This window comes from Algibacter sp. L4_22 (assembly GCF_023473045.1).
GTDB lineage: Bacteria > Bacteroidota > Bacteroidia > Flavobacteriales > Flavobacteriaceae > Algibacter.
Genome location: NZ_JAMCOK010000007.1, coordinates 171,499 through 195,254 on the forward strand (window position 1 = coordinate 171,499; position 23,756 = coordinate 195,254).

At 32.1% G+C, this 23,756-nt stretch carries 17 protein-coding genes; 8 read left to right on the forward strand and 9 right to left on the reverse strand.

Translation table 11 applies throughout. The features are described from left to right. Positions 1-127: 127 nt before the first annotated feature. From M4I23_RS17345 to M4I23_RS17370, 6 genes are all read left to right on the forward strand, one after another. Positions 128-856: a type III pantothenate kinase gene (locus M4I23_RS17345; RefSeq protein ID WP_249755226.1), complete on the forward strand. Its 729-nt coding sequence runs from the start codon at positions 128-130 to the stop codon at positions 854-856. Further along, a complete protein-coding gene (locus M4I23_RS17350; protein ID WP_249755227.1) occupies positions 856-2,139 on the forward strand; it encodes a hypothetical protein in 1,284 nt (427 codons plus the stop codon). The genes M4I23_RS17345 and M4I23_RS17350 overlap by 1 nt, the downstream gene beginning before the upstream one ends. A gap of 18 nt (positions 2,140-2,157) precedes the next feature. Then, a complete protein-coding gene (locus M4I23_RS17355) occupies positions 2,158-3,540 on the forward strand; it encodes a hypothetical protein (RefSeq protein ID WP_249755228.1) in 1,383 nt (460 codons plus the stop codon). Further along, positions 3,540-4,094, forward strand: coding sequence for an LPS export ABC transporter periplasmic protein LptC (gene lptC / locus M4I23_RS17360; protein ID WP_199269906.1), 555 nt, complete (start codon positions 3,540-3,542; stop codon positions 4,092-4,094). Before M4I23_RS17355 ends, lptC begins: the two co-directional genes overlap by 1 nt. Before the next feature lie 308 nt (positions 4,095-4,402). After that, positions 4,403-5,692, forward strand: a complete 1,290-nt coding sequence (locus M4I23_RS17365) for a hemolysin family protein (protein WP_158845478.1) — start codon at positions 4,403-4,405, stop codon at positions 5,690-5,692. A 277-nt stretch (positions 5,693-5,969) separates the two neighbouring features. Continuing rightward, complete coding sequence (locus M4I23_RS17370) at positions 5,970-8,099, forward strand: SurA N-terminal domain-containing protein (RefSeq protein WP_249755229.1); 2,130 nt, start codon at positions 5,970-5,972, stop codon at positions 8,097-8,099. A gap of 131 nt (positions 8,100-8,230) precedes the next feature. Here M4I23_RS17370 and M4I23_RS17375 read toward each other — a convergent pair whose 3' ends face one another. The 6 genes from M4I23_RS17375 to M4I23_RS17400 form a co-directional block, all read right to left on the reverse strand. After that, entirely contained in the window at positions 8,231-9,136 is a 906-nt protein-coding gene (locus M4I23_RS17375) for a GYDIA family GHMP kinase (RefSeq protein ID WP_249755230.1), read from the reverse strand. Between the two features lie 22 nt (positions 9,137-9,158). Further along, positions 9,159-10,139, reverse strand: a complete 981-nt coding sequence (locus tag M4I23_RS17380; protein WP_249755231.1) for a YitT family protein — start codon at positions 10,137-10,139, stop codon at positions 9,159-9,161. A 10-nt stretch (positions 10,140-10,149) separates the two neighbouring features. Then, positions 10,150-10,707 carry a hypothetical protein gene (locus tag M4I23_RS17385; protein WP_249755232.1) on the reverse strand — a complete coding sequence of 186 codons (558 nt, stop codon included), beginning with the start codon at positions 10,705-10,707 and terminating at the stop codon, positions 10,150-10,152. Positions 10,708-10,761: 54 nt separating this feature from the next. Next, a complete protein-coding gene (locus M4I23_RS17390; protein WP_158845491.1) occupies positions 10,762-12,300 on the reverse strand; it encodes a helicase HerA-like domain-containing protein in 1,539 nt (512 codons plus the stop codon). A gap of 102 nt (positions 12,301-12,402) precedes the next feature. Then, the gene (locus M4I23_RS17395) at positions 12,403-13,179 is read right to left on the reverse strand and encodes a hypothetical protein (protein ID WP_249755233.1); all 777 of its coding nucleotides are present in this window, start codon (positions 13,177-13,179) and stop codon (positions 12,403-12,405) included. Between the two features lie 169 nt (positions 13,180-13,348). Further along, positions 13,349-14,041 (reverse strand): hypothetical protein, encoded by a 693-nt coding sequence (locus M4I23_RS17400; RefSeq protein WP_249755234.1) that lies wholly within the window; start codon positions 14,039-14,041, stop codon positions 13,349-13,351. A gap of 101 nt (positions 14,042-14,142) precedes the next feature. Here M4I23_RS17400 and M4I23_RS17405 point away from each other — a divergent pair, with 101 nt between their 5' ends. Both M4I23_RS17405 and M4I23_RS17410 read left to right on the forward strand, forming a co-directional pair. Further along, entirely contained in the window at positions 14,143-14,772 is a 630-nt protein-coding gene (locus tag M4I23_RS17405; RefSeq protein ID WP_249755235.1) for a 7-carboxy-7-deazaguanine synthase QueE, read from the forward strand. Between the two features lie 85 nt (positions 14,773-14,857). Continuing rightward, complete coding sequence (locus M4I23_RS17410) at positions 14,858-16,873, forward strand: sensor histidine kinase (RefSeq protein WP_249755236.1); 2,016 nt, start codon at positions 14,858-14,860, stop codon at positions 16,871-16,873. A gap of 219 nt (positions 16,874-17,092) precedes the next feature. Here M4I23_RS17410 and M4I23_RS17415 read toward each other — a convergent pair whose 3' ends face one another. The 3 genes from M4I23_RS17415 to M4I23_RS17425 all read right to left on the reverse strand — a co-directional run bounded on the left by M4I23_RS17415 (position 17,093) and on the right by M4I23_RS17425 (position 23,543). Further along, a complete protein-coding gene (locus M4I23_RS17415) occupies positions 17,093-18,604 on the reverse strand; it encodes a reverse transcriptase family protein (RefSeq protein WP_249755237.1) in 1,512 nt (503 codons plus the stop codon). Between the two features lie 261 nt (positions 18,605-18,865). Then, a complete protein-coding gene (locus tag M4I23_RS17420) occupies positions 18,866-20,494 on the reverse strand; it encodes an SWIM zinc finger family protein (protein WP_249755238.1) in 1,629 nt (542 codons plus the stop codon). Between the two features lie 4 nt (positions 20,495-20,498). Beyond that, a complete protein-coding gene (locus tag M4I23_RS17425; RefSeq protein WP_249755239.1) occupies positions 20,499-23,543 on the reverse strand; it encodes a WGR domain-containing protein in 3,045 nt (1,014 codons plus the stop codon). Between the last annotated feature and the right edge of the window lie 213 nt (positions 23,544-23,756).

Genomic DNA, 23,756 nt, shown 5'->3' on the forward strand with positions numbered 1-23,756 from the left:
AAATAAAAATAATTTATATTTAACTGATGCTCTTCATATTATAAAGAATAATAAATTTTCAAATATTATATAATAATTAAGAATCAGTTTAATGTCACTTTTGTAAATTTACGTTTTTATATAATTTATGCATTTAATTGTTGATGTTGGGAATTCGTTTGTAAAGCTTGCTGTTTTTAAGGAAGACCTCCTTATGGACAAACAAGTTGTTAATTTAGATAATGTACTAAAAGAGATTAAACAACTAAAAAACAAGTATTTAGAAATAAAAAAAGCCATCATATCATCCGTTGGGCGATTAACTAAAAGAGACACAGTTGCTATAAGTAAATTGTTCGATTTAACCATTTTGAATAGCGAAACCAAACTTCCGTTTACTAATTTATACGAAACACCAAAAACATTAGGTGTAGACAGAATTGCTTTAGTTTGTGCTTCGGTTAAACAATTCCCTAATAAAAATGTACTTATTATAGATGCTGGCACATGTATAACTTACGATTTTATAACGGCTAATAATGAATATTTAGGTGGAGCAATTTCACCTGGTTTACGAATGCGTTATGCTGCATTGAATAATTTAACCGCAAATTTGCCGTTATTAAATACAGAAATGCCAGAATCTATTATTGGAAACTCAACAAAATCATCAATACATTCTGGAGTTGTTTATGGTGTTTTAAATGAAATTGACGGAAATATTGCTACCTATAAAGAGAAATATTTAGATTTAACAATTATTTTAACAGGTGGCGATACTAATTTCTTGTCTAAACAATTAAAAAGTAGCATATTTGTCAACTCAAATTTCCTTTTGGAAGGACTTTATTATATTTTACAATTTAATTCAAATTAATGATAAAAAAACTTGTACTCGTTTTTATTGCAATAACTGCAATTCAAAGTTACGGACAAGAAGGAACGGCATCTCCGTATTCTTTTTACGGTATTGGAAGCCTTAAATTTAAAGGAACGGTGGAAAACCGCAGTATGGGTGGATTAAGCATCTATAATGACAGTATACATGTTAACCTAAGAAATCCGGCATCCTACGCAGGCAAAAACCTAGATATTTTAAATAACGAAAGCCGACCAGTAAAATTTACTGTTGGAGGAACTTATAATAGCACCAACTTAAAAAGTGAGACTAGTAAGGACAATGCTTCTTCATCGACCTTCGATTACGTAGCGATTTCTATTCCTATGGGTGATTTTGGTTTTGGTTTTGGACTTATGCCATACACATCTGTTGGTTATAAACTTGAAGCTTATAATGATAATGAAACTATCTCGAACAGGTTTAATGGCGAAGGTGGTTTAAATAAGGCTTTTTTAGGTTTTGGTTATCAAATTACTGAAGAATTTAGTGTAGGTGTAGATTTTCAATATAACTTTGGAAACACTCAAAATAGTACAATAGAGTATATTTACGATAGTGAAGGCGATCCCGTACAATACCAAGGTAGGGAAAATAACAGATCGGATTTAAGTGGATTAAACATCAACTTAGGAGCATCATACAGAACAATGCTAAACGAGAAGTTAGAACTTATTTCTGGCCTTACTTATACTCCGGAAAGCAGCTTAAGATCCAAAAACACACGTTCTTTCTCAACCATTATTAGTTCAGGCTTTGCTGTAAACATTGCAGATACCGATTTAGGAAACTTACAAGAAACTGATTTAGTTTTACCTTCTAAAGTCACTTTTGGTTTAGGTATTGGGAAACCAAGAAAATGGTTTGTAGGTGTAGAATCGGAATATTTAAAGACAAGTGATTTTACTAACGCCTTATATAGTAACGGTGCTGCTTACGAAGATCAATCTGCAATTAAGCTTGGTGGTTTTTATATTCCGAAGTACAACTCATTCACAAGCTACTTAAAACGTGTTGTTTACAGAGCTGGTTTACACTTCGAAAACACCGGTTTAAAGATAGAAAACGAATCGATAAACGAGTTTGGCATGTCTTTTGGTCTAGGATTACCAGTTGGAAGTTTTTTCTCTAATGCTAATTTAGGTGTTGAAGTTGGTAAACGCGGTACCACTAACAGTAATTTAATACAAGAGAATTTCGTTAATTTCCAATTAAGTTTATCTTTGAACGACAGATGGTTTAATAAAAGAAAATTTGACTAACAACATAAAATTAATATCATGAAAACTAAAATTACACTATTACTGACGCTTTTATTTGTTGGGGCAAATATTGGCTTCGCACAACAAGATGAAGAGTGCATGTCTAAACTCTCGATTTTCCATGAATATGTAAAATCTAAAAATTTCGATGCAGCTTACGAGCCTTGGATGGCAGTAAGAAATAAGTGTCCTAAATTTAATAATGCCATTTATATTGATGGAGAAAAGATTTTAGAAGATAAAATAGAAAAAAATGAAGGTGCTGCAAAGTTACCTTTCATTAACGATTTACTAAAACTTTGGGAAGAGCGTGCCGAGCATTTTGCTAGTAAAACTCCAGTTGGGGAATATGGCGCACAAGCATGCCAGTTAAAATACGATAATAAACAGTTATTAAATTTATCAGACGAAGAATTATACAACTGCTTTGACGCAATATATAAAGCTGACAAAGACACCTTTGAAAACCCAAAGAGTTTATATACGTACTTCTCTTTAATGGTAGGCTTATATGATTCAGGGAAAAAATCAGCATCCGATTTATTTAACAAATATGATGATGTTGTTGAAAAAGTTGAAGATGAAGTAAAAGACTATTCTGAAAAATTAAACCAGTTAATAGTAAAAGAAGACGCAGGAACTGAGTTAACTAAAAAAGAAGGCCAATACAAAAGATATTACGAAAGTTATTTAAAAGCTTACGATCAAATTTCTTCTGGTATTGATGAAAAATTAGGAACACGTGCTAACTGTGAAAACTTAATTCCTTTATATCAAAAAGATTTCGAAGAGAACAAGAACAATGCCCTTTGGTTACAAAGAGCTGCAGGAAAAATGTCTGAAAAAGATTGTACTGATGATCCATTATTCTTTAAGTTAGTAAACGCTTATCACGAAATTTCACCTTCTGCTAATTCTGCATACTACTTAGGTATCTTAAAAGATAAAGAAGGTAAAAACAATGAAGCTATCGCATTTTACAAACAAGCTATTGATTTAGAAACTGATAACTTCAAGAAAGCCAAATTAAATAACAAAATTGGAATTAAACTTAAAGCTAGAGGAAGTTACGGTCAAGCTAGAGGATACTTTAGACAATCGTTAGCATTAAACCCTTCTAATGGTCGTCCACATTTATCTATTGCTGCAATGTATGCTGCAAGCGCAAATAGCTGTGGAGATACTAACTTTAACAAAAGAGCTGTATATTGGTTAGCTGCAGACGAAGCTAGAAAAGCTGCGCGTGTAGATCCAACTTTAAGAAAAGCTGCTGCTGCATCTGTAGCAAACTATACCGCAAAGGCTCCACATAAAGCTGAAATATTTAGCTGTTCATGTTCTGGTCAAAGCATTAAAATTGGATGTTGGATTGGCGCTTCGGTTACCGTACCAAATATCTAATGATTAGAAAAAAAACATATCATATTTTAAACATAGTCATGCTTAGTTGCATGGCTATGTTTTTTTCATGTAACAACAGTTTAAAGGAAGTTCAAAAAATTGGAGTTTCAGAAAATGAACCTATTGGTGTTGCCGAAAATATTAATTTAAAGCATACCGATTCTGGTCGCGTTACAACTAACTTAATAAGTACGAAAATGCTAGATTACTCTAATCGAGATTTTCCTTACTATGAATTTGTTGATGACTTTACCTTATATATATATGGCGATGACGATACTAAAAGCACCGTTGTTGCAGATTATGCCATTATATATACCGATACCGATTTAATAGACCTACAAGGTCACGTTGTTATTACAATGCACGATGGCTCCTCTTTAAAATCTGATCAGCTTTTTTACGATCAACGAAAAGAATGGTTATTCACTAATAACCCAGTTACCTATAAAACAAAAACCGATGAAATTCATGGTAATGGATTCGATTCTGATACTAAATTCAAAAAAGCCGAAGTATTAGAAGTTACAGGTATTATCACTATGGAAGATTAATTTAGTACAATCCACTCTACATTTAATTTATAGTCTTAAAAACATTCACTTTAAAACAGTAATACAAATAAAATCGTACGTCTGTTATTTTAATTATCTTTGCCTAGATTAAAAAACAACCAATGAATTATTTAAAATTTTCCAAATTTTTATATTTAGCTTTTGCCATCTACCTAATATACGACGTTTTTAAAACATGGAATATAGATAGAAGTCGCGCATACCTAAGTATTTTTCTATTGGCTGTTGCAATATTCATGTTCTTTTTTAGACGCAGATTTGAAAAGAAAAGCAACAACACTAAATAAATGAGCATTTATGTCATCATCATAATTGTATCATTAATCCTTTCTGCCTTTTTTTCAGGGATGGAGATTGCTTACATCTCTTCAAACAAAATCCATATAGAAATTGAAAAAAAACAAGAAGGCTTACTCGCTAAAATACTTAGTAAACTTACAGTAAAACCTTCGAAATTTATAACTACTATGCTTATTGGTAACAATATTGCATTGGTTATTTATGGTTTTTTTATGGGCGATTTGCTAGTAGATTGGTTTCGGTCTATGCTTCCAACACCTTACGGGCCAATAAATTATTTGCTTAATGATTTAAGTTTATTATCGCAAACCATTATATCTACCCTTGTTATTTTAATAACTGCGGAATTTTTACCAAAAGTATTTTTTCAGATTTATGCGAATAAATTAATTAAAGCCCTGGCTATTCCTGCCTATTTTTTTTATATCCTATTTAGTTTTATTTCCGATTTTGTTATCTGGATTTCAGATATTGTTCTTAGAGTTTTTTTTAAAACCGAAGGCGACCAAATTCAACTTGCCTTTACAAAAATTGAATTAGGTAATTACATTAGCGAGCAAATGGAATCGGTTGAAGAACATGATGAAGTGGATACCGAAATTCAAATATTTCAAAATGCTTTAGAGTTTTCCGAAGTAAAAGCTCGTGAAGTTATGGTTCCAAGAACTGAAATTATTGCTCTTGAAATTAAAGAATCTATTAAAACCTTAAATGCGCTTTTTACTGAAACTGGTTGCACAAAAATATTAGTTTATAAAGATACCATAGATGATATTTTAGGTTATGCTCACTCTTTCGAGCTCTTTAAAAAACCAAAAACCATTAAAGCCATGATGCTGCCAGTGGAGTTTGTGCCAGAAACAGTTTTAATAAAAGATGTGCTCGGTGTACTTACTAAAAAGCATAAAAGTATAGCTGTGGTTTTAGATGAATACGGCGGAACTGCAGGAATTATGACTGTGGAAGATATTGTTGAAGAACTCTTTGGTGAAATTGAAGATGAACATGATACGGTTGTTTTAATTGAAGAAAAACTAGAAGATGAAACTTTTAATTTTTCGGCACGTTTGGAAGTTGATTATCTAAACGAAACTTACAAAATCAACCTTCCGGAAAGTGAAAACTATGAAACCTTAGGCGGCTTAATTGTAAACCACACGCAACAAATACCTGAACAAAATGAAATTGTAAAAATTGACAATTTTCAATTTACAATTTTAGAAGTTTCAACCACAAAAATTGATTTGGTTGAACTTAAACTAAAACAAGATGATTAGGTGTTTAGCTAAGAACAAAAACATATTTCCTCCTGTTTTTTTATATATCCCATTTCCTTAATCATTCACAGGAATTCAACCAATCTTCAATAAATAACACCACTAATATCACTTCGAAGTGACAACATTACACAAAACAATAAATATCCCTTTCATTATTAAATAGAAAATGGTATTTTCGCGCACGATATTTTCATCAATTTAGTCGTAAATTGATAACCAAATTTAACAAGCTAAATCCAAATAACGGATTTATTCTAAAACATTTTAATTACAGATGGCAGTTTTAAATAAAATCAGACAGCGTTCATTATTCTTAATCTTAATTATAGCGCTAGCGTTATTTTCCTTTGTATTAGCAGATTTATTTAAAAATGGTGATGCACTTTCAGCAAAATCGCAAAATATTGTTGGTACCGTAGATGGTAAAGATATTTCGCGTGAATCATTTCTTCAAAAAGTAGATGTAGCGCAACGCCAAGCAGGTGCAAGTGCAACAAGTACACAAGTTATGAACCGTGTTTGGGATCAAGAAGTTCGTGATGCTGTAATGAATGCACAATTTGAAAAACTAGGAATTTCTGTTGAGAAAGACCAAATGAAAGATTTGTTAAAAACGGCACTTGCATCTAGTCCAGAGTTTTTAAACGAAGCTGGAATGTTTGACGAAGCAAAACTTAATGAATACATTGCTAACCTAAAAGAAACATCGCCAGCAGGCTATGAAAGTTGGGTTAATTACGAAAAGCAATTAGCAAACAATGCGTTACAACAAAACTACTTTAACTTAGTTAAAGCTGGTTTAACAGGAACTCTTGCTGAAGGCGAATTAGAATATATGCTTGAAAATAATAAAGTAGATATTAAATATGTACAAGTACCTTATTCTTCAATTGCCGATAGTTTAGTAAAGGTTTCTAAATCTGATATTTCTAGCTACATTAGTAAAAATGCTAAAAAATATGAAGTTGAAGCATCTCGTGATATTCGTTTTGTAGAGTTTAAAGAATTTGCAAGTGTAGAGGATGAAAATGCTATTAAAGCAGATTTAAAAACACTTTTAACAGATCGTGTTCAATATAACGAAGGCATCAAAGCTAACGAAAACATCATAGGTTTCTTAAACACAACAAACAACGAAGATTTTATCAATTCTAATTCTGATATTAAATTTGATGATCGTTTTGTTTTCAAATCTAGCTTACCATCAGCTGTTGCCGATACTATTTATAACTTAAATGAAGGTCAAGTTTATGGGCCTTATAAAGATAATGGATACTTTAAAATATCTAAAGTAATTGCTGTTAAGCAAATTCCAGATTCAGCTAAAGTACGTCACATCTTAATTCCTTTTATTGGAACAAGAAGTTCTGGAGCTCAAGCAACTCAAACAGAAGAGCAAGCAAAAGCAACTGCAGATAGTCTTTTAACTATTTTAAAATCTAATATTTCTAAATTTCCTGATTTCGTAACTGAATTTTCTACAGATCAAGGAAGTGTTGAAAATGGTGGACGTTACGATTGGCATGCTTACAATACAATGGTACCAGAATTCAATGATTTTGAATTTGAAGGTAAAGTTGGTGATTTAGGTATTGTAAAAACAATGTTTGGATTTCATATTATTGAAGTTGAAGGACAAAAAAACAAAACAAAAGCTATAAAAGTTGGAACATTAGCAAGACAAATTCAACCATCGGATGCGACAGTTGATAAAGTATTTAGAGATGCATCTAGTTTTGAAATTTCTGCTGCAGATAAAGATTTTGAAGCTTTAGCAAAAGAAAAAAGTTATACTGTACGTCCTGTTAACGGCATTAAAGTATTAGATGAAACTATCCCTGGTGTTGGTAACCAAAGACCAATTGTTCGTTGGGCATTTGAAGCTGATGCTGAAGTTGGCGATTTAAAACGTTTTAATATTACAAACGGATATGTAATTGCTCAATTAGTAGCAAAACACGAAGCTGGTTTAATGTCTGCTGATGATGCTACGGTAACTGTTTTACCTATTCTAAGAAAAGAGAAAAAAGCAGCAATGCTAAGAGAACAAATTTCTGCAACTACACTAGACGATTTAGCTGCTGCACAAAAGAAAAGTGTGCGTACAGCTTCTGCCATTAATATGAAAAACCCAACTATTTCTGGAGCTGGTAGAGAGCCCTTAGTTGTTGGTGCTGCATTTGGATTAAACGAAGGAGAAACCTCTAAATTAATAGATGGAGCCAATGGAGTTTACATGGTTCAAGTAACTAAAGTAACGCCTGCTGCACCCTTAGATAATTACCAAGCTTCTGCTAACAGAGTTGCTCAACAAAAATCTAACGTTGTAAATTCTAAATTATACAATGCTTTAAAAGATGCTTCGGAAATTGAAGATAACAGAGCTAAAACACAGGTTCAATAAAAACAAATTGATTTAAATTATAAAAAAGCCTCATTAACTTGAGGCTTTTTTATGCGCTATACTTTCTGAACACTCTATTATAAAATTATATTTTTAAACTAAAAATATAAAACGAAGTTTTGGATTGAAAACTAAAGCACCATGTCTTGATAAGGAATAACAGTATCAAAACCTTTTGCTTTAAAATATGCTACTGGGTTTTGGTTTGAAGCCGCTAAAACAAAATCCCCACCCCAAGCACCAAGACTTTTAATAGCGCCTTTAAAGTCGCTAAATAGTTTTTCTTTTACTGGTGTTTGTTTCGTTATTTCAGCAATAATAGCTTCGTGGGTTTCCATCAATTTTTGAAAGGCTTCTAGAGAAACACAGTCTATCATTTCTTGAGAAATTCTATTAACCTCCTTTATGGACGCCAATAAATCTCCCTTATGTTCACAATAATGTTTAATACCATCTCGACTATTTTGTTTTTTGTTTAAATGAACAAAATATAAGTCTTCTTTAAATTTAGGATTAAATTTTACAGGAAGAACCTCTTTCAAATCTCCATTTAACTTATAAGTAATTGCCGAATTGTTTTGAGCACAAGCAATATCATAACCGCTACCTCCAAAAGTTTCTTCTAACAATACATAAGCATCAGTTTGAGCCCAATTAGCAACATTATTTATTAAGGTTGAAGATGTACCTAAACCCCAGTTTTTAGGAAAATCTAACTTAGTAGTCACTTTATAAGCTAATCCGTCTTTTAAAAAATCAGGATTAAGTTTTTTAGCAGTATTTAATATTTGTAGAAGTCTTTTAGAAATCTCATCATCATTAGAGTTTAGGATTTCATCTTCTTTTAGTTTAAATTCAGTTTCAAACCAAATTATTCCTTTTTCATCCAAACTTTGCCAAATAATTTTGGGTTCACCAATGTTTTCAACAATTAAAGATTGTCCATATTTAGTTGGTACGGCCAGAGAAACGGCTTCATCCAAAACTACATATTCCCCAGAAATTAATAATTTCCCGTTGCTAAAAAACTGTTTCACTTGTTTTGTTTAATTTATTGATTTACTTCAAAGGCTTCCGCTTAATCATACCACCTTTTAAATCTTTTACAATTCCCATAATGATAAATGCATTTTTATCTATTTTATCTATTTCGGTTTGTAGTCTTGCAAGTTCTAAACGAGTAACTATGGTATAAATAATATCTTTATCATAACTATCTCCACTAGTTCCGAAGCCACCTTTTCCTGCATAAATAGTACATGCACGACGTAACTTCTCGGTTATCATAACTCTTAACTCCTCATGCTTATTAGAAATAATAGTAACTCCAACATATTCCTCTACTCCATCTACAACAAAATCTACGGTTTTTGCAGCCGACAGATAAGTTAATATCGCATACAGAGCAATTTCAATAGATAAAACATAAGCTCCTACAGAAAATATTACGATATTAATTAGTAATAATACATCTCCAATAGTTAGGGATAATTTTCGACCTAAATAAATAGCCAAAACTTCAGTGCCATCTATAACACTGCCTCCACGCATAGATAAACCAATACCTAAACCCAAAAAGAAACCACCAAAAACGGCTATTAAAAGTTTATCTTCTGTAATAATAGGATATTCTACAAAATGAACAACAAAAGCTAAAAGAGTAATGGCTGCGATGCTTTTTAGGGCAAATTTATTTCCAATAGTTTTAGATGCGAGTATTAAAAAAGGAATATTTACTAAAACAAGTAAGAATCCTAATTCCAGAGATGTTACGTTTTCCAGTAATAAAGAAATCCCAGTAGCTCCACCATCTATAAATTTGTTTGGTAATAAAAAACCTTTTAGCCCAAAACCAGCAGAAAACACACCTATGATTATAAAAATATATTCTTTTACAGCATGTGTTAATTCTACCTGAAACTTCCGTACCAAAGGCACAATTTGCCTTATACTAATAGGCTTATCGCCTACACTACTCTGCTTCTTTTTAAGCTGTTTACGAGCGACATCTATTAATATTTTGGATAAAAACGGGTTCATTCAGGACTTTTTAATTTAACCAATTAATAAAGAAGTATTTTATTTTAGCCTGATCAGGAACGTGGGTGCTTTCAAATTTCAAGTTCATATCAAACCTCAAATTAGGTGGCAACTCATTTTTATCAATGGTAAAACTAGCATTAATATCATCTACAGAAACAACTATAGAATTAATTAAGTTACTAATTCGAGAAATTTTGTATTGGCTATCTATGTCTTTAAACACACTAACAGTAGATAATTTTTTTTCGGTTGTAAAACGAGGATCCATAATACGTATTCCTGAAATCGTGGATGTAGAATCCAAAGCATGTTTAGGTAATAAGGTTAATAATTTTTTTCCTCCTTTTTCGAAAACTTCAATATTATTAATATTTCCCAGAAACTCATCGCCTCCAATAAATCGAACGATAGAATCGTTAGGAAAAACGAGTTTTAAATCCTTGACTTGCGTAGAATCGGTTAATAAACCAACATGATGTTTAGAAATTTCAAAAGGATCTCGATCCTTCTTACAACTTGTAAAAGCAACCGTAAAACACAATAGACTAAAAAATATTTTATACATAATCTTAATTCAGTTATTTATTTCCTAGTAAATTATAATCTAATAAAATAGTTCTTATTTTTTCAGCACTTTGGTCAAAATCCCAAAAACAGAACGAATAAAAGTTGCACTCGTAAGCACTTTAACTATAGGGTTCATCGCTGTACTTCTACGACGAGTTGTTGTTTTTCTTTTAGATTCTGCTTTTTTAAGAGCTTCCTGTTCTTTTTTTGCTTTTTCTTTGGCTTCGTCTGCTTCAGCTTCTTTTATTTTTTCGTTAAGCATTTCGTAAGCACTCTCTCTATCAATGGTTTCGTTGTATTTTTTAACCATTTTAGAATTTGAAAGTAAACTACTTAACTCTCCATCGGTTAACACATCCATTCTACTCATAGGTGCACGCATCATGGTAGCAGCCAATGGAGTTGGACGTCCTTTTTCATCTAATGCAGAAACTAAAGCTTCTCCAATTCCCAATGAGGTTAAAACTTCGGTAGTATCATAATACTCGGAATCTGGATAATTTTGCGCTGTTAATTTAATAGCCTTTCTATCTTTAGCCGTAAACGCTCTTAACGCATGTTGAATTTTTAAACCTAACTGCCCTAAAACGGCTTCGGGAACATCGGTTGGGTTTTGCGTAACAAAATACAAGCCAACACCTTTACTTCTAATCAATTTTACAATACTTTCGATTTGATTGAGTAGCGCTTTGGAAGCTTCATTAAAAATTAAATGAGCTTCATCTATAAATAAAATAAGTTCTGGCCGGTCGCTATCGCCTTGTTCTGGAAAGGTAGAGTAAATTTCGGCCAACAAACTCAGCATAAATGTTGAAAATAATTTTGGACGATCCTGAATATCGGTTAACCTCAATATATTAATATAACCACGTCCATTTTCATCAATACGTAGTAAATCTTGTGTATCGAAAGATTTTTCACCAAAAAACAATTCAGCACCTTGCTGTTCAAGTTCAATAACTTTTCTAAGAATTGCTCCAGTAGATGCCGTAGAAATTCTTCCATAAGCTTCAGTAAACTCAGCTTTACCTTCTTGGGTAGTATATTGTAAAATTTTCTTGAAATCTTTTAAATCTAGTAATGGCAATTTATTATCATCACAATACTGAAAAATAACAGCAACAACCCCTGTTTGAGTATCGGTTAAATCTAAAACTCTAGACAATAAAACAGGTCCAAATTCACTCACCGTAGCTCGAAGTCGAACACCATCTTGTTCAGAAAGTGTTAACAATTCTACAGGAAATCCTTTGGATTCAAAAGGTATACCAATTTTTTCATGACGTTCGTCTATTTTAGCATGCCCAGGACTTGGTTGAGCCAATCCACTTAAATCGCCTTTAATATCCATTAATAAGACAGGAATACCTTTATCACTCAAATTTTCAGCTAAAACCTGAAGTGATTTTGTTTTTCCTGTACCAGTTGCTCCGGCAATTAAGCCATGACGATTCATGGTTTTTAAAGGAATTTTTACGTGGGCACCCGTAACAGTTTCACCATCTAACATGGCTGCACCAACTGCTATAAAATCTCCTTTAGTTTTATTTCCGTCCGTTATATATTTAAAAAAAGCATCTGTCTTACTCATACTGTATATTTTGCATAAAAATACAGTAAATAAAATGAAGAAAAAAATATGGTTTCAACGGAAGTAAATAGACTCCTTAATTTCTGTTTACCATAAGCTTCATTACCTATAAGCTTCGTAAAGAACAACAATGTTTTCTGTTCTATTAGAAATATTAATGGTAAACCCATCGGTATTAAAACTTGTTACTTCAGCTGCTGTTAAACCTAAGAAATCGCCGTTTTGATTTGAATAACGGATACCTATGGCTCTAGAACTCGAGGCATATCTAGAAATATCGTTAATAGAGGCTCCACTTCCTCCATTAAAAACAACTTGCTGATCTATAGTTCCGCCATAGTTACTGGCATATCCTTGCATAGACCCAAAAGTATTTTGAAAGGAATTATCGTTATTAGAAGTTCCATTATCACTATCTATATTGTAAGTTTCTACGTTCGCATAAGCCGAAAATTTAATAGAACTTGGTTCAAATGGTAAACCGCTGATAGATTGAGTACCCGTATTTGTAATTATAAATTTACCTACATAGGTTGTAGATCCAATATAGGCACCAGAATCTGTTCCTGAACCCAATATATTACCCAAATCGGTACTAACCGTAGCATGAGAGTTTATAGGGTTCCAAATTGGTATTCCTACCGATCCAGAGTTAAATTCAAACCTGCTTGTAGTGGTGTTAAATAACAATAGACCAATAGCGGGTAATGTTATACTGTTTCTTTGGGTAGTAGTTAGCCTTGGTATTAAAATACCTTTACTGTCGGAATCAATATCTAATATTGCTGAATCGTCGGGAGTTGTTGTGCCAATTCCTACTTGAGATTGCGCACCAAAAAAGCTAACGCAAAGCGCAAGCATGAGGGTGTATTTCTTCATTATTATATAGCTTTAGGGAGCCAGATTATATTAATTATTCCCCGAATATAGCAAGAATATTTAAAAACAGCAATATTTCAACTAAACTCATCTATTCGTTTTTTACTAAGCTTTTATTATTAAAAAAAGAATAAAACTGCAACAAATACATTTAACACCTTAAAAACAACTAGTTAAGATGACTAATACCAATATTAACAAACTTGGCATTTATAGGAGTATTTCCATTATTTAGTACATAACGCATGGTTACTACATCGTTGGCAACAATAGGATACATAACGGTTCCACTAATCCCCCAATAATCTGGACTTGTTAAGCTAGAAGCTCCTCGAGATAAATAGGCAACTAACGCACCATTAACATTAAGTGCAATAATATATTTTTTGGAACCACTGGGCATATTACTGGTTGATAAAGATGCACTAAACAAATAATTACCACTTTCTTTTATTGTAACCGTGCCATTTGCCGTAACATCATAGGCACTCGAGTTTATTGCAATTATATCTGAAGGCCCTATAGGAAAGTCAACATACGTGTCATTTGGTGTAGAAAGCGCACTATTACCTGAAGGATAATCTTTATTTAATATTAAGCTAGCATTAGTTTGACTAGACCAAAAACCATTTCTATATACAAAATAAGTGTTGTGGGTTGTATTAAAAACCAAAGCACCATCTAAAGGAGTTGGAATCGCAGACATTTCACTAAATGTCATTCGTGGAGGTACAAAAGCACCTACTTTACTATCTATTTGTAAAACGGATCCGTCATCGGGAGTTGTTGTGCCAATTCCAACTTGAGATTGCGCACAGAAAAAGCTAACGCATAGCGCAAGCATGAGGGAATACTTTTTCATTTTTATTAGTTCTTTTGAGAGAATAAAGATTACTATATGTGACTTCGAATGTAAAACAAAATTTCTATAAAAACTAACGAAATCCGTATCTTTGCGAACTTATGAAGAAAGAAATACAACAATTAGTTGATAAAGGAGAAATGCTTCCATTAATGGAGGAGTTTTACACCATTCAAGGTGAGGGTTTTCACAAAGGAACAGCAGCATATTTCATTCGTGTCGGTGGTTGCGATGTGGGTTGCCATTGGTGTGATGTGAAAGAAAGTTGGAATGCCGATTTACATCCGCCTACATTAATTTCTGAAATTGTTAAAAATGCAAAAAAGAATAGCGATACTATAGTAATTACTGGTGGCGAACCTTTAATGTGGAACATGACACCTTTAACCTCTCAGCTTAAAGCAGAAGGCTTACAAGTACACATTGAAACGTCGGGCGCTTATGAGCTTACTGGAGTTTGGGATTGGATTTGTCTTTCCCCAAAGAAAATGAAGTTACCAACAAAAGCCGTTTATGATAATGCGCACGAACTTAAAGTTATTATTTATAATAAAGATGATTTTCGCTTCGCGGAAGAACAGGCCGATAAAGTAAATAATGACTGCATTCTATACTTGCAACCGGAATGGAGTAAACGTGACAAAGTAGTTCCTGAAATAGTAGATTATGTAATGAAAAACCCGAAATGGAAAGTTTCTTTACAAACACATAAATATTTAAATATTCCTTAAATAAAGTGGCCTTGAAGTTTTTCAAGGCTTTTTTGTTTTTTGTCATGTAAATCACATATATTTAGAAAAACAAACCCTAACTAGCATGAAGTTAGTACTTTTCTACATTTCCCTCTTTAATGTATTAACGCTAAACGCACAACATTCGGATATAGAAAAATCTATTTTCGAGATAAATTCCAAGATTCAAAATTCCGAAAAAAACCTTCAGTTAAAATGGATGGATAGCTTGGTTTCTATTGTGAAATATAAAACAGAATTACAATACGATTCTATTGTAAAACAAACCATCAATTTCGCTTTAAAACTAGATTCCTTAGAGCTTGCCGGTAACCATATTGCCGATTTAATCTACTACAAAAATAATATAACAGGCAAACCAGAAGAAGGGTTAAAACTTTATAATAAGTACATTAAAACCTACGAGCATATGCAAAACAGCTATGCACTAACAAGGTTTTACTTAAACGTAGCCGATAGTTATTATTACTTAAACGATGTAGATACAGCTGTTAAATTCTACAACAAAACCATTAAATATGCTCAAAAATATAATAAAACAAGATTAGAAGGTTTCGCTCACTTATACCTAGGCTACACAGAGTCTGATATGGGCAAATTCCCCGAAGCTTCAAAAAGTTTAAAAACGGCTATAGACATATTTACAGAAGTAAAAGACAGCTTCAACATCTTATCATCAAAAAATGCACTATCCATTCTGTACAGTAAAAATGCTTTTTTTAACGAAGCAGAAAAAGAACGAAATGAAGCCATAGAACTGGCTAAACAGGATAACCGAAACGATCATCTTATTAGCTTATACTTCAACGCAGCTACCGATTACAGAAAAATAACCGACTACAAAAAGCAAATAGCATACTTAAAAACATCATTAGCTTACAATGCAAAATCTGAAAACGAAATGTATTTAAAAGCCAATATTTTAGCAGAATTAGTAATAGCATATTCCGAAAATGATAGCAGAAATTTAGCCGAGACACACTTTAAAGAACTTAAACAAATCTATTTAAATAATAAATCTAGTAGAAATCGTGAATCGTACATTTTTGCATTAAAATCACTAGAATTTCAAAAAGGAAACTACCCTAACGCTCTTATGTATGGGAAAGAATATTTAACCCTAAGAAAACAAAAACGTGGGTATGAAGAAATTATGCTTGCCGAAAAATTTATTGCAAAAGTATACCAAGCAACAAATAATTTACAAAAAGCAAATGAACACTTTGTGAGTTATTATACCTTAAAAGATTCTATTACTAGCGTACAAAACACAAAAACGCTTGCTTATTACCAAACCCTTTACGAAACCGAAAAACAAGACCGAAAAATAGAAGCTCAAAACACAAACATTGAATTATTAAATATTGAAAATAAAAACAAAACGCAACAACTAACCTTAGGCGTAATTAGTATGCTCGTTTTATTTGCCTGCATATTGTTTTACCGTTCTTACACCAATGCCAAACATCGAGAAATTGTTCAGCAAGGTTTTTCTCAAGAACTCATAAAAACACAAGAACGAGAACGCACTCGTATTTCTAAAGATTTGCATGATAGTGTAGGGCAACAACTTGTACTTTTAAAATGGAAAACCCAATCGTTAAAACAGCCAGAATTATCTCTACTTGTACAAAACACACTAGAAGAAGTTCGGCATATTTCTAGAGACTTATACCCTATCACTTTAACAAAACTGGGGTTAACCAATAGTATTCAAAAATTACTATTTGAACTAGACGAAACTACAGATCTATTTGTTACTTTAGAAATAGACGATGTTAACACGCGCTTTGATGATGTTGAAACCCTAAATTTTTATAGATTTATACAAGAATCTGTTAGTAATGTTATAAAACATGCCAACGCCAGTACACTATTTGTAAATATATTAAAGCAAAAAAATGGTATCAAGGTTTTAATAAGAGACAACGGAAATGGTTTTGATATCGACGATACCATCACACTAAATAGCCTTGGGTTAAAAACCATGACAGAGCGTATCAATATACTAAAAGGCAGATTATCAATTAAAAGTAAAAAAAATAAAGGCACAGCTATTTTGGTTCAAATTCCAACTTAAAATAAAGCGATTAAAAAATTTTTGGGCGGGTTTTTAAGAAAAATAAAAACCGCGCTATCCACTATATCTTTTTTACATCGTTTCATAAAAATAATTGCATCGTAATTCTATAAACCTACTGTGTAATTTACACGGTAATACTTATCAGGCAAAAAAGGATGCCGTTTCTATCACTCCCGCAACTATCTGCTAAGGACAAATTATCAATAAAGACTGTTTCTATTTTTTAAAGAAGGACATAATTTTATTGAAAAAACCACCACCTGAAGATGATGTATTTAATTTAGGTTTTACTTTTGGAACATGCTTAGCCTTATGTTTTTCCTTATAATTATATTTTACAAGAATAGCATTAACACGTTTTTTATACAGTACACCTTTTTCTGGTTCTATTTGAAAAATATAATTGGCATATCCATCAATTTGAGTCAAAACATTACCGCCTTTAGTCCAATATTTACCTTCTAAGCCATCTTTTTCAATCTGAAACAGAAGCGCTCTAAAACGCTTTAAGTCTTCTTTCGGGATATTTGTTTTTTCGTTAACAACAACACCAGTAACCTCCTGTTTGGCATTACGCTTCATGATGCGTAATTTTTCGGGATGTAAATTAAAATTCTCACTATTTACAACGTATCTAGAGTATTTTAAAAGCGGAGTCATTTTATCAAAACTATCATGAGTTCCGGAAAAAGTAATATCATCTACATAACGCGTGTATATAAAACCGTATTTATTAGCTAAACCCGTTAATCTAAAATCTAATTTTTTACAAAGGATATTTGTAATAGCAGGACTTGTTGGAGCGCCTTGCGGTAAAAAACGTTCGCCACGCTGTGCATAATAATCTTCACCTAAAAGGGAAACATCTAGTATTTTAGGTTCCGAACATAAAAGAGAAAAAATAGTTGCAACCTGATTAGAATAACCCAAAGCTAAAAACACACCTTTAATCCGCGCATAAGTAACAGATGGGAAAAAATTCTTAAAATCTTGATTAATAACAACAGCTTTCCCAACATGTGGTTCGGCATTAGTTTTAATAGACCTTCCTATAACGCAACCATGTGCATTTGGGTGAACAGGTACTATATTTAAAACCGATTCTAAAATCCAGTGTTGTGCCTTTTTCAACTTAGGCATAGGCGCAGAAATCAAACGATATCCACCAGATTTTTTGGCCATTTGAAACCGTTTGTAATGACTAATTTTGGAGTTTTTTCTTGAAAACGACAAAAACCTTAACTCACCAATAGAGATATTCATAGCTTTCGCTAAATCTTCGGCTGTATGTAAAACAGGTAAGTTTTTAGATTTTAAACGTTCAGTATTAGATATCTGCTCATTTAATTGATGCGAATAATTTTCACCTAAATAAATAATATCTTTCTCTTTAGAAACACGCCATTTCTCAGCCTTTTCTAAGCGTTCTTTTTCACGACGTTCTTTAGTTTCTTTTTGAGATTGTTTAGAAGCAAGCTTGCGTTCTTGGTGTTTTTTAGCCAGAAAAGCTTCCGGATCTTCTATAACTTTTTTTTCTTTTAATAGCTTTTGAAGTTTCTGTGATAATTCTCTTTCTTCATTAAAAAACGTATTTACAGCTTTAAAATCAAGTTCTCCTTCATTCCAAAACCCTAAGCGTTTCATTTCCGAAAGGATATATCCTTGTTTAGAAGATGCCTTTATTTTATCATAAATTTCTTGTCTTCTCTCCGTAGAATTATTTCTCATATAACAAAAAAAAGGTAGCAATAAGATGTATTTTGAATGCCCTTCGTACGATTCTCAAGACTGAATTGAACAACTCCAGTGAAATAGGTACTAGTGTACTGTTTCACTTCGCAGAAGTCTAACCGGAAACGGTACACTAGTACCTATTTCACAAGTTAAGTTCGAGTCAGTGACGCGTTCGGTATCTGTAAGCAAGATTGGCGATCCACCAATCAAAATGCAAGGTTGTTATCTTATTACTACCATGGTTTAAATATAATATTATTTTTTATCAAAAGTGATTCTTGTAGCTAAAATATGTGCACAAGGTCCTTTTGTCATTTTATTTTTATAAAACTCATTACAGTTACATTTAGCATCTGTAATTTTTAAATCTTTATCAATTAATACAACCGTATTATAACTGTTACTTACTGTGGCGGTTAACAATACTTTGCCGTTCTGTTCTGTAATTTTTAAGTTAGCAACCGCACCTTGTTCCATTAACCTATATGCGTCCTTATCTGTTTCACTAGAAAAACGAAGCGATTCTATATCAATACCGTCACGTTTTAATTCACGTACACGGTAAACTTTATTTTTAAGATCATAAATTACTTTACCGGCTTGCGCAAAAGTTTCCATGGATTTACTAACCGTAGTAACATCTAAATTTAGGTTTTTAGCCAAATCTGTTTCACTTGAAAACCACGTATTTCGTAATTCTAAATAAATACTTTGCATAGTTGTAGCGGGCACTAATGTACGAGGTGCTAATAATTCTAATTGGCTAGACTGTGTCCAATCGTTCGCTGTCCACCCAGAAAGTCCCAATGTAAAATACATGTCATTGGTTAAATGTGCCGTGTAAAATGAAGGCATGCCGTTACCTAAAAGATGAACGCTAAATTTGTTGGTTATTGGCAGTAATCGTTCTAAAAGTAAAATACGCCTACGTCCCCAAACTCTAATTTCTTCATGTTCATCTCCTTTATAAATCGATTGATTACAAACAATTTCAATATTCCAAGGTTCGAAAACTGCAATAATAGGTTCATTTGGTTTCAGGATATATTTAATAGACCGAGGGCCTTTACGCTCTTTGTTTCGTTTTAATACTGAAATAAAATTGGCTATATCAATAGCTTCTAGTTCAAAAGATACTTTTTTAGTGGTCATTGCTGTACTCACTTGTAAAAAGCCACGTACCCAACTATCGGGCAAATCAATTTTTACTTCTCTATAATTATCTTCACCGGTTGTTTTAACATCAAAACCTTTAGGGTCTATTTTAAAGTCTGTCTCTTTATAAGTTCTTATTTTCTGAAACTCTTCATATAATTTCTTAGAATAATCAATGTTTGTGGTACCACATTTAAATTCATTAATATCTTTAAACACATCATATCCACAAGATAATTTGCCGTAAACAGATTCATCTTTACTAAAACATTCAAAAAAAACTTGATCTGGATGCACCGTTATTACCGGATCTAAAACCATCCAAGCATCCATATCTCTTTTGTACAAAAACTTAAAATAGGCACTTTGTGCTTTATAATAAGGTTTCATTATAGAATCGCGCTCTTTACGAAGTCCTTCCATTTTTGCACGTACCTCGTGAATTTCTGAACGCAATTTCGATAAATCGGAACTAGCCTCCGATAACCAAATCTCTTCCTGACCTTTTAACCAAGCCAAATAAGCCGAATTATCTTTTGGTTGAAAATTAAAATCTGCAACCACAACATGATGCAATGCAGAGATGGCTTCTCTAAACGGAATTTTTTTATCTAAAGTTCCTACAAAAAATGTAGGATCGCGAAGTACATCTGGAGCAAAACTAACATTAGTGCTAGATACTCCATTATTAACAATACTTCCGCCTCCGTATTTATAATTAAATTGCATGTTTTTAATTTGATTTTATTAATAACGGAACTTCAATTTCAGGAAAAACATCATATATACTCAGTAAAACATCAATGTTATTACTTCTATCTTTTATGGTTTTTGTGCCAAGAATACTGTTTATTAAACGTACAGTCATTTCGGCAACCACCTTATTTTTAACAGATTCTTGTTCTAAAAAAGCATAAATCCTCGTTTTGGTTGCACGATGTGTATTAATATTAAATAAGCTCGTTTTAAAATATGTTTCCAGTTTTAAAATAACATCTGGAGTATCTTTAGCATATGTTTCTAAATAGTTAGTTACAAAAAACTGCATATCCTTTGTAGGATGCTCTTGTAGTTTCATTAGTAACGGCAAACCTTTCTCCTCGCTAAAATGAGCTGTTATCATTTTTCTACCAAAAGCTTGTACTTCGTTTTTAGTATGATCGCAAGCGTATAACAGCATATTAACTGTCCAGTTTTTTTCTTCAATGTTTCTTTCAAAATAATCGCAAGCCCAATCTATAATATCTTGCCAACTTGAATTAAAAATTAATAATGCCTTTTCTAACTCATAATTAATCTTCGGAATATGTAACTGAAAATAATCTTGAAGCATTTTACGTATTTCAAAAACGTCTGAATTACCTAAAGAGACAAGTTTCTCAACAGGTAACGTGTTTAAATCTATATGTTGTTTAAATAAAGGAAGGCCAAGTTTTTGAGCATATTCATAATGAGAAAGCACAAGTTTAAACATAAACTCATGAGAAATATCATTTAAATAATGTTTATAGTTTTCTGTTAACAGGCTGTAACAGTTAGCATGTAAACCATCATATTTTTCTGAATCAATTAATACAATAAGTAAGCTATTAAAAAGACTTGTTTTGAAATCTGTGTCTAAATTAACCAAACGCTCTATAGTTGGTTGTATTGCTGTGCGTACTTCTTTGTATTCAGAAAAACAAAAACCGCTAATCTTTTTACTATTCTCTAGTAAAAAATGATCCGGAAACTGAGATAACAACTCAATACCAACTTGCCTTAATCTAGCATCATCAGAATTAATATATTCATCTATCGAATCTTTAAATAATAAGAATGTTTCTATTTTATTGTGCTTAGCTAAATTAGCCGCAAATAATTTATTTGTAACACTATTAGAAGATGCCAATTTATTAATCTCCTCCAAAGATACATCACTCAATAAGCTCCCAAAAGTCGTATTTCCTATTAAATTGTTTACCTCCAAAAGATAATCATCAGTGAATACAGAAGGGGATTCAAATAAACTACTTAATGCATTAAAATTAAGTGCTGGGTTGTATTTAGAAATACTACTATATAAGGTTTTTAAATAATTAATAACCTTTACTTCACCAGTTAGTAATAAACCGATTACAACTTCATCACTAGAAAAGTAATCTCGTTCATAAAAATTAAGCCAACCAAGTCCTAATTCTATAGCTCTTTCATTTTTAGAACTTAATAATGCTAACAATATTGCATCTTCAGGTTGTACGTTTTTATATTTATCTTTTATAGATTCTAAAATCACTTCCAAAACCTTAGGATGATAATGAGAAACTAAACGTTGTAAATCTTCTAAAGAAAGTGAATCTAAGATACTATTATTCTCCTTTATAATTCGTAATGCGAAAAACACAGCTTCCTCACTCTTAGCATGACTTAAAACATACAATACTTTATCAGGATTACTATTCCATGTTTCTGGAAGAATTTCAGCCCTTTCGAGTTCTTCTAACTTAATATCTTCAGAATAAAACCATTTGGCCTTATCTCTATTTAATATAGTAGAATTACCATAAAGCACATACATTAGTGCAGAAAACTCATGATATCTTGGAAAGATTCGACGCTCGGTAATATAGCATCTTTCAACAGAATCATAAATATAGTTGTATTGTACATTAGAAGCGTTTCTATCCGTTTTATCATTTAACGAAACTAACATAGACACTGCATAATCCAGATAACCAGATATGTTAGTTTTACTTAATTTATAAACTAAACTATACGTGTTTTTATTAAAATATTTTTGTGTTTTAGATGAAAAGGCTACAGAAGGATTCTCTTTTTCCTTTTCAACATCGACCGAAGTCCATTGCTGACCGCTATATATATAATTAGAAGTATATCCAGGTGTACTAACACCCATTCTTTTAGATAACAAGCCTAAAAACTGATAGTCGTTTAATAAGTGGGCTACTCGATAAATATATCTAACAGACTTAAATGTGTTTACTTTTAATGGAATACTATGAAGGAATTGATATAGCTCTTCCCTACCGGAATTTTCGATATAACTGTATAAATAAACATAATATAAAACTGAAGCATCAATTTTCTCTTCTTTGAGGAAATAATCTTTTAATGCAGCGTAAAATAATCTAGGCTGTTTTATATTATTTCCTAATTCTGATGGAAGCGTATTTAAAATCTTATTTTGAATTTCCTTCTTTACATTATCGTTACCATATTTAAGACAATATGCAACAGCAACACGACCGCTTTTATTTGAAAAATTCTCAGTTTTGAAAACATTATAAATCGAATCAACATGTGTATCATCTTCTAAAACACAAAGCGTATATATAGAAGCATATTGTTCAAATTCGTCATTAGATTTAATAAAACGAGCTATAAGTGGAGATGCTAACTTAATATCAAGCTCTGCACATCTTAAAATAATTTTAGAGACTTTCCAATCTCTTGAATAAGTACCAGCAACTGATTGCTCTAAATACTTTAAAATGGTGTCTTCACGAGCAGTGTTCTGTTTAACAGGTATAGATACTGAACCATTCTCACCATATCCTTTTTTCTCTTTACTTTCGACTAACTTATTAAATATAGACAGAGCGTCATCATAAGGTACAGGGAAAACGGTTTTAGTTCCTTCTCTTAAAGTTGCTCCTCTACGACCATATCGAAAATTTACCACGAATAAGTCTCCACCAGATTCACATAAATCCACCTCGTAAACTTTATCCGACTTACCTTCTGTAAAATATAGTTTTTTTTGCTGTTGTATCTTCAATTCCAAAACGATTTGTAAGTAAATATACAGAATTATACAGCTATCTTATATTGAAGAAAATAAAAAAAGCTTATTTAAATCGTAAACAGCTCATTCAATACACTTTATCTTTCATTATTCACGTTGAGTTTATAACAAAAAAATCCTCAACAATTTCTTGTTGAGGATTAAAAAAGGCAACGACCTACTCTCCCACAAATGCAGTACCATCGG

Bases quoted from the DNA above. Each gene is read 5' to 3' on its own strand.
- M4I23_RS17405 (WP_249755235.1), top strand. From the start codon at position 14,143: ATGAAGAAAGAAATACAACAATTAGTTGATAAAGGAGAAATGCTTCCA.
- M4I23_RS17345 (WP_249755226.1), top strand. From the start codon at position 128: ATGCATTTAATTGTTGATGTTGGGAATTCGTTTGTAAAGCTTGCTGTT.
- M4I23_RS17365 (WP_158845478.1), top strand. From the start codon at position 4,403: ATGAGCATTTATGTCATCATCATAATTGTATCATTAATCCTTTCTGCC.
- M4I23_RS17370 (WP_249755229.1), top strand. From the start codon at position 5,970: ATGGCAGTTTTAAATAAAATCAGACAGCGTTCATTATTCTTAATCTTA.
- M4I23_RS17395 (WP_249755233.1), bottom strand. From the start codon at position 13,179: ATGAAGAAATACACCCTCATGCTTGCGCTTTGCGTTAGCTTTTTTGGT.
- M4I23_RS17400 (WP_249755234.1), bottom strand. From the start codon at position 14,041: ATGAAAAAGTATTCCCTCATGCTTGCGCTATGCGTTAGCTTTTTCTGT.
- M4I23_RS17355 (WP_249755228.1), top strand. From the start codon at position 2,158: ATGAAAACTAAAATTACACTATTACTGACGCTTTTATTTGTTGGGGCA.
- M4I23_RS17350 (WP_249755227.1), top strand. From the start codon at position 856: ATGATAAAAAAACTTGTACTCGTTTTTATTGCAATAACTGCAATTCAA.
- lptC (WP_199269906.1), top strand. From the start codon at position 3,540: ATGATTAGAAAAAAAACATATCATATTTTAAACATAGTCATGCTTAGT.
- M4I23_RS17380 (WP_249755231.1), bottom strand. From the start codon at position 10,139: ATGAACCCGTTTTTATCCAAAATATTAATAGATGTCGCTCGTAAACAG.
- M4I23_RS17410 (WP_249755236.1), top strand. From the start codon at position 14,858: ATGAAGTTAGTACTTTTCTACATTTCCCTCTTTAATGTATTAACGCTA.
- M4I23_RS17415 (WP_249755237.1), bottom strand. From the start codon at position 18,604: ATGAGAAATAATTCTACGGAGAGAAGACAAGAAATTTATGATAAAATA.
- M4I23_RS17420 (WP_249755238.1), bottom strand. From the start codon at position 20,494: ATGCAATTTAATTATAAATACGGAGGCGGAAGTATTGTTAATAATGGA.
- M4I23_RS17385 (WP_249755232.1), bottom strand. From the start codon at position 10,707: ATGTATAAAATATTTTTTAGTCTATTGTGTTTTACGGTTGCTTTTACA.
- M4I23_RS17390 (WP_158845491.1), bottom strand. From the start codon at position 12,300: ATGAGTAAGACAGATGCTTTTTTTAAATATATAACGGACGGAAATAAA.